At 43.8% G+C, this 10,671-nt stretch carries 10 protein-coding genes; 3 read left to right on the forward strand and 7 right to left on the reverse strand.

All coding sequences use genetic code 11. The annotated features are described in order from the left end of the window. Positions 1–216 precede the first annotated feature (216 nt). A complete protein-coding gene (gene hpsL, locus QUA50_RS09575; RefSeq protein ID WP_333263275.1) occupies positions 217–1,881 on the forward strand; it encodes a hormogonium polysaccharide biosynthesis protein HpsL in 1,665 nt (554 codons plus the stop codon). Between the two features lie 141 nt (positions 1,882–2,022). Here hpsL and QUA50_RS09580 read toward each other — a convergent pair whose 3' ends face one another. The 4 genes from QUA50_RS09580 to QUA50_RS09595 all read right to left on the reverse strand — a co-directional run bounded on the left by QUA50_RS09580 (position 2,023) and on the right by QUA50_RS09595 (position 5,451). After that, a complete protein-coding gene (locus QUA50_RS09580; RefSeq protein WP_333263278.1) occupies positions 2,023–3,384 on the reverse strand; it encodes a hypothetical protein in 1,362 nt (453 codons plus the stop codon). Positions 3,385–3,452: 68 nt separating this feature from the next. After that, entirely contained in the window at positions 3,453–3,899 is a 447-nt protein-coding gene (locus tag QUA50_RS09585) for a hypothetical protein (protein WP_333263279.1), read from the reverse strand. Beyond that, positions 3,896–4,768 (reverse strand): ParA family protein, encoded by an 873-nt coding sequence (locus QUA50_RS09590; RefSeq protein WP_333029965.1) that lies wholly within the window; start codon positions 4,766–4,768, stop codon positions 3,896–3,898. The genes QUA50_RS09585 and QUA50_RS09590 overlap by 4 nt, the downstream gene beginning before the upstream one ends. 137 nt (positions 4,769–4,905) lie before the next feature. Continuing rightward, positions 4,906–5,451 (reverse strand): hypothetical protein, encoded by a 546-nt coding sequence (locus tag QUA50_RS09595; RefSeq protein ID WP_333263282.1) that lies wholly within the window; start codon positions 5,449–5,451, stop codon positions 4,906–4,908. A 233-nt stretch (positions 5,452–5,684) separates the two neighbouring features. Here QUA50_RS09595 and QUA50_RS09600 point away from each other — a divergent pair, with 233 nt between their 5' ends. Continuing rightward, the gene (locus tag QUA50_RS09600) at positions 5,685–6,773 is read left to right on the forward strand and encodes a tetratricopeptide repeat protein (protein ID WP_333263285.1); all 1,089 of its coding nucleotides are present in this window, start codon (positions 5,685–5,687) and stop codon (positions 6,771–6,773) included. A 56-nt stretch (positions 6,774–6,829) separates the two neighbouring features. Here QUA50_RS09600 and QUA50_RS09605 read toward each other — a convergent pair whose 3' ends face one another. The 3 genes from QUA50_RS09605 to typA form a co-directional block, all read right to left on the reverse strand. Continuing rightward, on the reverse strand, positions 6,830–7,096 hold the full coding sequence (locus tag QUA50_RS09605) for a Txe/YoeB family addiction module toxin (protein ID WP_333263288.1): 267 nt from the start codon (positions 7,094–7,096) through the stop codon (positions 6,830–6,832). Then, positions 7,093–7,317, reverse strand: coding sequence for a hypothetical protein (locus tag QUA50_RS09610; RefSeq protein WP_333263291.1), 225 nt, complete (start codon positions 7,315–7,317; stop codon positions 7,093–7,095). Before QUA50_RS09610 ends, QUA50_RS09605 begins: the two co-directional genes overlap by 4 nt. A gap of 107 nt (positions 7,318–7,424) precedes the next feature. Continuing rightward, a complete protein-coding gene (typA, locus tag QUA50_RS09615) occupies positions 7,425–9,215 on the reverse strand; it encodes a translational GTPase TypA (RefSeq protein ID WP_333263294.1) in 1,791 nt (596 codons plus the stop codon). A gap of 264 nt (positions 9,216–9,479) precedes the next feature. Between typA and QUA50_RS09620 the strand changes: the two genes are divergently transcribed. Further along, positions 9,480–10,541 (forward strand): hypothetical protein, encoded by a 1,062-nt coding sequence (locus tag QUA50_RS09620; protein WP_333263298.1) that lies wholly within the window; start codon positions 9,480–9,482, stop codon positions 10,539–10,541. Positions 10,542–10,671: the final 130 nt, after the last annotated feature.

Raw genomic sequence — 10,671 nt, forward strand, 5'->3', positions numbered from 1 at the left:
TTCTTGTGGGATGGGCCTGAAAGCCCGTCCAGAAAGGACGGGCTTTCAGGCCCATCCCACAACAGTCATGAAAAGTGGATTTTATTTAATTCTCATCCCTAACCATATCTGCCGACCTATTTTTGATTCTCTTCATTCTGCCTTCTACCTTGTACATCAGAGTGTCTTCTACATCAGAGTGCCTTCAGCCTTCTACATAAGTGCCTTTTAGAAGTTATGTTGAAAACCAAGCGCAAATCCAAGAAATCCAAACACAAGCACAGCGAAAAAACAACAGCGCTCAGCAAAAAAGAAGTAACTGCACAAAAACGCAAAATTTCCCAAAAGCGCAATGAAGTGGTGCAGGCGATCGCCATAAGCTGCTTAATCACTGTTGCTCTCAGCATTCCCGTGTTTTTCGTAGCCGGCCCTAAGATTGCTATTGGAGGAGGCGCAGCCGCAGCCATCTTGCTGCTTTCCTACAAATACCCCCGTCAAGCTTTGTGGACTTTTCTAATTTACCTGCCTTTTGGCGGTACAATTACCTACGCAATTGGCGGCGGGAATGCTGCATTTCAAGTAGCCAAAGATGCTTTCTACATACCAGCTCTCATCGCCCTAATTCAAAGCTGCAAAAAGAAACAGTTGCCCCTGTTCATTCCCAAACAAATGCTTTCTACCTTCAGCATCCTGTTGATGATGGCAATGCTGACTTTAATTTTTGTCAACGGGGAGATGCAGCTCAACCCTAGGGGGGGCGACAAACCAATTCTGCAAGGAATTCTCGGCTTAAAAGTATTGATAGGTTACATACCGCTGATTGCTTGTACCTATTATCTGCTCCGCACTAAGAAGGATTTGGTATTTTTTAGTCGAATGCACATCGTTTTGGCGATCGTTTGCTGCCTTCTCGGTTTGATTCAGTACCTGTTGCTGCAAAGTGGAAAGTGTGCGGGAACCAGAGGCATGATCGGAGCAGAATTATATAAAGCAACGTTGGAAGCTAGATGTTTTGTCGGCGGTTCCTTGGTGTTCAGTCCAGAAGTCAAGTTTGTCCGCTTGCCGGGAACTTTTGTCGCGCCTTGGCAGTGGGCGTGGTTTTTAATTTCTAATGCTTTTTTAACCTTTGCCTCTGCCTTTTGCGATCCTTCCTTCTGGTGGCGAGTTATCGGTTTATTTGGCATGGCATTAGTATTTGCCAATGCAGTTATTTCGGGTCAAAGAGCTGCTTTAGTTATGGTTCCCGTTGCTACAGCAATCCTGCTAGTTCTCACCGGTCAATTAGTTAATTTAAAACGATTTATTCCCATTGGTGCTGGACTGGCGATTCTGCTATTTGTCGGTGCAGCTATTAACCCGGGAATTATCGAGCAGCGGTGGGATAGTTTTGTTAGTCGCTGGAATGCTGCACCGCCCCAACAGTTTCTCTTTAATCAGTTCGAGCAGAGCAACAATTTTATCATTGACAAACCTCTGGGTAGAGGTGTGGGACGTGCAACTAATTCAACGCGAATATTTGGTGCAACGCAGCTAATTGAAACTTTTCAACCTAAGTTGATCTACGAACTCGGTTATCCGGGAATGATTAGTTTTCAGATGATGCTTTTACACTTAGCTTTTCTAACTTTTAGAGCTTACCGATCTGTCAAGGACAAAAGTTTGCGGAGTTACGGAGCTAGTTTTTGGGTGTTTGTGGCATTTATTACGATCAATACTCAATATTATCCGCTGGATGTAGATCCAGTGTCGGTGTATTATTGGGTTTTAGCTGGAGCGATTTTAAAGTTGCCCAAAATTGATAAACAGGTGCAGGATGAAAAACAGCAGGAAGTTGAGTCAAATGAATTGCAAGTTCACCAGCCATTAAAGGAGAAAAAAATTCTTTCATCTTCCCCAATTTGAGAATTTTTCTGAGTGTTGAGTTTGGTGGATTTTTTCTTGTTAAGTAACCCGCTTTCGCTGCGGGGGAATGCCAATATGGCCCGTGCTGCGGGGTTGATCTGTGCTAAAACTCACCCCTACAGCATATTGTTGCTCTTAAGTTTACTGCGGTTGCCAAACCGGATTGCTAGGATACAAATCTTTGTCATTTGTCAATTTAGTCAATCCTGAACCGTCCCGATTAATTACATACAAGTTGCTTTTTTCGCCTTCGGTTTCATTATATATAAAAGCAATTTGATTGCTGTCAGAATACCAAGCTAATTCTGAAATTTGCGACGGTTTTAGCCTGGTGGCTAGTTGATTTAGCTGGTTGCCGTCAGAATTGATTGTGTAGAGCTTTTGATTGTTGAACTCTCCGGCGACGAAAGCAATAAATTTGCCATCCGGCGACCACGAAAATTCGTCGTAGTTTCTGGGTTTTTGGGTGAGGTTCTTGGCTGTCCCCCGGTTAATGTCGATCAGGTAAATATCTTGCTGTTCGCCTGATAAATCGCCTGGTTTATTGTAATAGTAAGCAATTCGGCTGCTGTCGGGCGACCAAAATAATTTGACGTTGTAAACCTCATGTTGCGGGTTGTTAGTCAATTTTTTTATCTGGGTTCCATCGGCATTAATTGTGTAAATTTGCTGTTTGGGATAAGCGCCGAACAGGAAAGCAATTTTTGTGCGATCGGGCGACCAAAAAAGTTGACTGCCGCCAGATATATATTCGCCTGAACTTTTAGTTAGTTTGGTCATTACCGAACCCTCGGCATTCATTTTGTAGATATTTTTATCCTTGACAAATGCTACCTGCTGAGCGTCCGGCGACAGGTAAAATTCTGAGGAAATTTCTGTTTTAGGCGGATATCCTCCTACTTCCAAATTCCTAACTAATTTAGTTCCTTGGATGCCAGAAATGTCGCTTGTATAAAGTGACTGACTGCCGGGAGTATCAGAGGTAAAACCGTCGCAAGAACGGGCAAAAACAAGTTTCTGGCTGTTGGAAAACCAAACTATTTCAAAATTAGCTGCTTTGCAAGCATCCCCAGCAAACTGTTTAGTTAGTCGGGAACCGTCAGCATTAACTGTATAGATGTCGGTGTCTCCGCTAACGAAAGCGAGTCGCTGGCCGTTGGGCGACCACACTAGGGGAGCGCTAACATCTATATTAGGTGCAAGTTCGCGACGACCGGAACTGGTAGCATTGAGGGCAAATAAACTGTTTCTGAGCTCGCTGCCGCGCATCTGGAGGGCGGTAAACGCTAGTATCCTTGGTTTTTGGGCTGCGGGCGTTCCGGGGCCCTGAAGGCTCAAAAACAAGCTGATTGAGAGTGTTAGGGAGATGAGGGCGATCGCACTTATCGGCCATAATTTATGGAAGCTGAAAAGTTGCAGAATTTGCCACAAGCTTTTGATGGGCGGGCAAGATGCCCAACCCCTACTCCCCACACTCAACTTAAACTTTTTTGGAACGGGCATCTTGCCTGTTCCATGTCCCAGCGGGAAATGCAAGTTAAAACGCATTTTATCCATTCACCTGCTAATTTTTAAAGTGTTTGTCTGTCTATATGCCGCGACAGCCTCAAACTCTGTTTAATTCTGCCAATAATTAGCTCGAACATTTTTTTGCGGGACGGATTCTTGCTGCTGGGTGGCATCCCTAACTCGCAACACATCAAGTTCAAGTCAGTTGCACTCATGGCCAACAATTTTTTCCTCACCTCTTCTTCATTACCATTCTTAGCTTGTAAACGCAGTTCTTCATAAACTTCTAGAACATTGGCAGCCGATAAATTAAGAGGTTTATTAACATCAGCATTCCTGGGAATATCCGAAGTTTTTGAGCCAGCAGAAATCACTCCCCGCTTGACTTGAGTCTCAAGCCTGGTTAATTTTCGAGCAACGTCCCGCAAGATTTCCTTAAGTTCGCCAATTTCCTCAACTAACCCCCCACTTTCTTGTTCTGAAGCAGCCAAAATTTCTTTTTTACTCATTTCAGATACTCCTCACACTCGCGCCATAGTTTTTCAAATTCTCTAACTAATTCTCGCGGCAGTTCTCCCTCATTAATCGCTCGTTTTAGCCCGACGCTTTCCCGAATCGTCGATTCTAAAAATCTAACTTCTATGTTATTATCTTTTGATATCTCATCGCAAAGTCTCTTTACTTCTCTCATGTAAAACTGAACTTCATTTGTCAGCAATCCTCCATAGGTTTTAGCTTTATTCATAAAGACTGCTATCTTGGGAAACGGATAAGGCTCAATCCGTTTCTGGAGCGAGTTTAAAACTAAACTCAATCCCCTAGAACCAAAATAATCGGGATTGACGGGAATTAATATTAAGTCGCAGCAAGAGAGTACGCTGTAGGTGAGGAGACTGAAGGAAGGCGAACAGTCAAAAAGCATCAAGTCGTATTTGGGGAGATTGGCAGAGTTGGCGATTTTGCCGATGAATCTGCGGATGAAGTCTTTAACGCTTTTTCCCTCAAATCCATCGATATCCAACCAATACAATTCTTCAACTGAAGGGACAAAATGCAACTGTTCGTCAATCTGATAAATGGTGTCGAAACCAACGGGAAATTTAAAGTTTTGTCCGGCTTTTTTAAAGACTTCTAGAGCGTCGTAAATTGTAAGTCTATGCTTGAGAGATTTTTCGTACCACTTACCAAATTTGTCATCTAAATGACCTGTATTTTCGTTAAGTCCGATCGCCTCTGTGAGCGACATTTGCGGATCTAAGTCTAACATCAAGACTTCTAAGTCGGTTCCTTGGGAGATAATATTTCCCAGACTCCAAGTGACGGTAGTCTTTCCGACACCGCCTTTGAAGTTGATTACGGCTATTGATTTAGGACTCATGGCTGGCTGTGTTTGGATTTTGCTCAATTTTTTATTAAAACATAACGATCGCCCAATTAGCGTTTGCTAAGTATTATTACTCGAATAATGGCGATCGCCTACTCAAGGCGATCGCCAGATTAACAGCGAGTCTCTTTTTAGAAAAGAACGTCAGGAAACTTGAAAACGTGACTAGCAATATTCCGCACCTTTACTAATGGAACAGGTAATCCAGTTACACTGTAGCCTCGATTTGGTACTACTTTCTGCGAGAGTTCTGGCTGTTGCTGCGAAACTAACAACCTGAATTTACCCGGTTCGACGACCAATATCTCCTGTTGAGGAATGAAAAATATCCAGAGATCGGCTTGCGAAGTCCATCCCCAACAGGGACGGTTGCGATCGTCAAAAACTTCAAAAAACAAGTTTCCAGTTTGCTGGGCTTTTATATCAGTCTTGTACTCAGCAGTTGCGGTTGAACCGTTTGGGCGAATTAGTACGCGGTCAATACCTGCTTTCTGATACTGTGGCAAATCTGAGACATCCTCAATGCGATAGCCATGAATCTGCAACCACTTGTCTACGATCGCCTCTCCTGTCTTTCCTACTTTCTTTTGAGTTTGGAAGTCGTATTCCTGTTTTTGGGAAAGCGGGGGTAGTGGCTGGGAGAATTCGGCTTTGTTGTGCTGATTGTTGTTGTACATGATTAATTTCGTCAGCTAAGTTTTGAGTAGTGAATCACTACATCCCTAGCTTCGCAGTCACACTTTTAAAGTTCAACCTAAGTAAGGGATGAGTTTGGTATGAGTTTGGTATAATTTTTAATAGGAGCAGCTAAAATGGTCACAAATAGGGTAGTGAGAGTATGGCAAACAGACCGCGGGCAAAGAGATCGCTCATAGCATCTGTAGCAGGCATCGAACAAGCCAGAATAGCTTTGACACACAAGGCTTGGACTTATGATAATTTGGAACAGCAGTTAACCATAAGTCCTCAGCCTGTTGTAAATTTTTTTACAGGCAAGACCGTTGACCGTAAAATTTTTGTTAATATTTGCCAAAAACTAGAATTAGATTGGCAAAAGATAGCTAGTCCTTCTATCAGTCAACCTGAATCGCAGCTAGAGCAGAAAGAACAAAGCGACACACAACCTGCAAATGCTGAACCTGAGCAAATTGAGGAAGTGCTGGACAACTTTTGTGACGAGGTTGTGGTCGAGAGGGTGCGATCGCAGTCTCCGATCTCTGCTGAGGATTTCGATGAACTGGGAATAAATAAGGTTAAGGAAAGAGATTTTGAGGGAGCAATTGAAAATTTTGATCGAGCAATTAAGCTAAAGCCTAATTATGCAAATGCCTACAATAACCGGGCTAATGTTCGCCATGAACTAGCGGACGATGCCGGAGCAATTGAGGATTACACAAATGCGATATTGCTCAATCCTAATTGTGCAGGTTTTCACAGAAACCGAGGTATTATTTCTTGTAAATTAGGTGATTACCGAGGAGCGCGGGCCGATCACACCCGAGCAATTCAACTAAATCCTAACAATGATCAAGCCTACAATAGCCGAGGTTTTGCTCGTTTACAAATGGGGGATGTGCCAGGGGCACTTAAAGATTTCACCCAAGCAATTGAACTAAATCCTGATTATGCCCTTGCTTGGAATAATAGAGGTGATGTCTACTTCTTGGAACTAGACGATCTGCAAAAAGCACTTGATGATTACACCCAGTCAGCTTGGCTGAACCCCCATAATGAAAAAACCTTCTACAACATGGGGGTGATTCACTTTAGGTTGGGGGAAAAAAAGAAAGCGTGTGAGGATTACACTCAGGCAATTCAGCTTGAAGGGAAATTTGCTGAAGCTTATCACAACCGAGGCATTGTCTACGGTCAGTTGGGAAATTACGAAAAAGCAGCTCTGGATCTTCACCACGCTAAAAATTTATATCATGTACAGGAAAAAGAAGAAAATTATCAAGAGGTACTTGATCTAATAGAAGAACTTCAGGAAGAATATTGAGAGTGATCGCATTTAGTAAACGGATAAAAAGAGTAATTGCTACCTTCCTTAAAGCTTCATTCACTGTAATGATTCTTACAAGCTGCGATCGCAATTTCTTCGTCCGTAACTTGGTAAACCAAACGATGTTCGTGATCAATGCGCCTCGACCAAAAACCACTTAACTCGTATTTCAGAGGTTCAGGTTTGCCCAATCCTTCAAAGGGCGATCGATCTATATCTTTAATCAATTCTACAATTTTGCGATAAATCTTTTTGTCTAATTTTGCCCATTCATTAAAATCTGCAAAAGCAGAAGATTCAAAAATAATTCTTCTGCTCATTGCAAATCCTGTAGATCTACTTCAACTAAATTTTGCCGCTCTTTAACATTTTCAATAGCTTTCAACAGTTTGTTTTTATTGACTTCCGATTTCAAAAGATATTCAGTTTCATCGCATTCTGAGACAATTATTTCAATCTCTTTATCTCCAAAAATCGCTTTGATTTGTTCTAAAAAGTTACGATCTAGTTCGCTGGCTTTTAAACGATAAACTGTTGACATCGTTTTTACCTATTTTTGATTGCGTTAAAATGATTAATATTGTCTTTAAATACAGTAGTTTGAAGTTGACACTAAGGGCTGGCAATTTTGCCAGCCCTCAAATTGTTTTAGCGTTTCACCAACTTCTTAGAAACCTTCCGCAAGCGAATTGATTTTGGCGTTACTTCCACCAATTCATCCTGGCCTATGTACTCCAAAGCGCGTTCCAAACTCATATCGACTGGTGCTTGCAATTGCGCCAATTCTTCACCGCCAGATGCGCGGTGGTTTGTCAACTGCTTCGACTTGCAAATATTCAGCTCCATGTCATCATCTCGGTTGTTTTCTCCGATAATCATCCCTCTGTAAACCTTGGTTCCGGGGGTAATGAAAAACACGCCGCGGTCTTCAGCATTTTTCAGTGAATAAGTAGTTGCAACTCCTTCTTCAAAGGAAATCAATACTCCGTTGCGACGGGCGACAATTTCTCCGCCGAGGGGGCGATAGTCGAGGAAGCTGTGGTTCATAATTCCAGCGCCGCGAGTCAAGCGCATAAACTCGCCTCGGAATCCAATCAAACCGCGTGCGGGAACTGAAAATTCGATTTGGGTGCGGCCGGTGCTGCTGACGTGCATATCTTGCATTTCTGCTTTCCGCTGACCGAGGCGTTCGATGCAGCCGCCGACTGCTTCTTCGGGTACGTCTAACACCAAACATTCAAAGGGTTCGCACGGAGTACCGCCGATTTCGCGGTAGATTACTTGCGGCTGGGATACTTGGAATTCGTATCCTTCGCGACGCATATTTTCGATCAGGATTCCGAGGTGGAGTTCGCCGCGGCCGGATACGAGGAATTTGTCGGGAGATTCGGTTTCTTCGACGCGCAAGGCGACGTTGGTTTGGAGTTCTCGCATTAGCCGATCGCGAATTTGCCGAGAAGTTACCAAACTTCCTTCTTGACCGCAGAACGGCGAATCGTTCACCGAGAAAGTCATCTGCAAAGTCGGTTCGTCTACCTTGATTAAAGGCAGCGCTTGCGGGTCGTTCGGACAAGTAATTGTCTCGCCAATATAGGCATCAGCAAAACCGGCTACCGCGACGAGATTACCAGCAGTAGCTTCTGGGATGTCAATCCGCTTCAGCCCTTCAAAGCCCATCAATTTGCTAATTTTTGATTTGACAATTGCACCGCTTTCTGTAATCAAAGCTGCTTGTTGGCCGACTCTAATTGTGCCGTTGTGGATGCGGCCGATGACGATGCGACCGACGTATTCTGAGTAATCTAAGGTGGTTACTTGCAGTTGTAGTGGCTTGTTGGGGTCGCCTACGGGGGGCGGTACGTGGTCGAGGATTTCTTCAAAGAGGGGCTTCATATCTACCCCTTCGTCTTCGAGGTGTTTTTTGGCGTAACCGGTTAAGCCGGAACCGAAGAGATAGGGAAATTCGCACTGATCGTCGTCAGCACCTAGTTCAAGGAACAGATCCAAAACTTTATCGACGGCTTTGTGGGGGTCAGCTCGATCGCGATCGATCTTATTCACAAAGACGATCGGGCGCAGTCCTTTTTCTAGGGCTTTTTTGAGCACGAACCGCGTTTGGGGCATCGGGCCTTCGTTGGCGTCTACGATCAGCAAACAGCCGTCAACCATGCCGAGAACTCGTTCGACTTCTCCGCCGAAGTCCGCGTGTCCGGGGGTATCGACGATGTTGATCAGGGTTTCTCCGTACCTGACGGCGGTGTTTTTGGAAAGGATGGTAATGCCGCGTTCGCGCTCGATGTCGTTGGAGTCCATGACGCAATCTGGGATTTCTTCCCCTTCGCGGAAGATCCCGGACTGTCTGAGGAGAGCGTCCACAAGGGTGGTTTTGCCGTGATCGACGTGAGCAATGATGGCGACGTTGCGAATGGGAAGACTCATAATGCGTCTGGAACGTTAAACGGATCGAACTAAAGATTTCTTAATAATTGTAGCGCATGGAGTCAAGGGGCGATCGGGCAATCTGCGGGATTGGCCTCTTGCCTGACTTACTGAGACCCGCATTTTTATAATTTGAGTTATAATAAGCACCAGTGTCTGCGAATCGCGATCGCGGTAGCTCAGCAGCGCTATAGAGCTTATACGCTGACATGTAAAGCATTTAACTTCAGCTAAGCAGGGTCTTTGTATCCAGGAGTTTAAAAAGTGGTAACAATTATAACCAGAGCAGACGATTCGCGGTTTCAACAAGGGCAAATCACCTATCAAGGCAGATATTTAGATGAAATAGTAGCGTTGTTCCCTAATTTCCCAGCTATCACTCTTGACTCTATTGAAGATGTAATAGGTATTTATTGGAAAAAAGAGGAGAATATTCGGAAAGCTAAACAACTCAGAGTAAGTTCGTTTTATCGAACAGACACGCAAGTAATCATTCGGTTTTCTGTTGTAGCTGATTTAAATATTACGTCGGGGGATTTTTACAAACGTCTTCGGGGGCAAATGATCGGGGCAGGAGCGCTCGAACAAGGTGCTTATTTACCTTTCTGCTGTGTGCTGGATAACGACCAAATGAGAGCTGTAATGAAACCACCTAATTCTGGGGATTCAACTCTAACAAATGAAATTAACTTGTTGAAAAATCGCAGTGATTGGGGCGGTATATATAACAAGTTTTCCCCCCTGGATCGTCTCAGCCAGCACCCCCTATGGACAGATGCCGAAATCTTGAGCGAAGTCGGATTTGCCTGTGGGAAGTTAGCCGAGGTTTCGGTAGAAGATATTCCTCGAAAAGAGCCAGAAAAGACTGAATTTTTAAATCGCAAGAGTAAGTATCGCAGTGAAGCGGAAATGCTGCGCCTGCGGTGTGTCGAATTACTGCCGAACAATCCTACTTATTTAGCAAATTTAGCATATTTACACTATCAGAATGCGATGGAACTAAAAACACCTAGAAATAGGCGTGATGGAAAACTTCGACAAGAGGCAGAGCGAGCAATTAAATATTACGATATGGCAATTTCCCTAGCTCCTAATCGCATCAAAGACCACTACCGAAAGGGATATTTACTTGCAGAAGTCCTACCTAACACCTATTGGAAAGAGCGAAATTTAGAACTTGCAAAACAAAAACGTCTAGAAGGAATTGAATCTTTCGAGAAAGCTCTCCAAATTTGGGAATCACTAGATCCTACCAATCCACAGCAAAACCGAGAGCGCAGCCGTTGTCGCAAAGAATATATCAAGTCGCTATACAGCCCAGGGTAAACGCATCTTAACTGGAACCCAAAATATGCTACAGTTAAATCCGACTAAATTTCAATGTAGTTTGTTGTAGTTTATGAGTGCTACCAATGGCAAGAGGTTTTAGTAAAGCTGTAACTTCCCAACAAAAACA

The organism is Microcoleus sp. M2_D5 (genome assembly GCF_036701935.1).
GTDB lineage: Bacteria > Cyanobacteriota > Cyanobacteriia > Cyanobacteriales > Microcoleaceae > Microcoleus.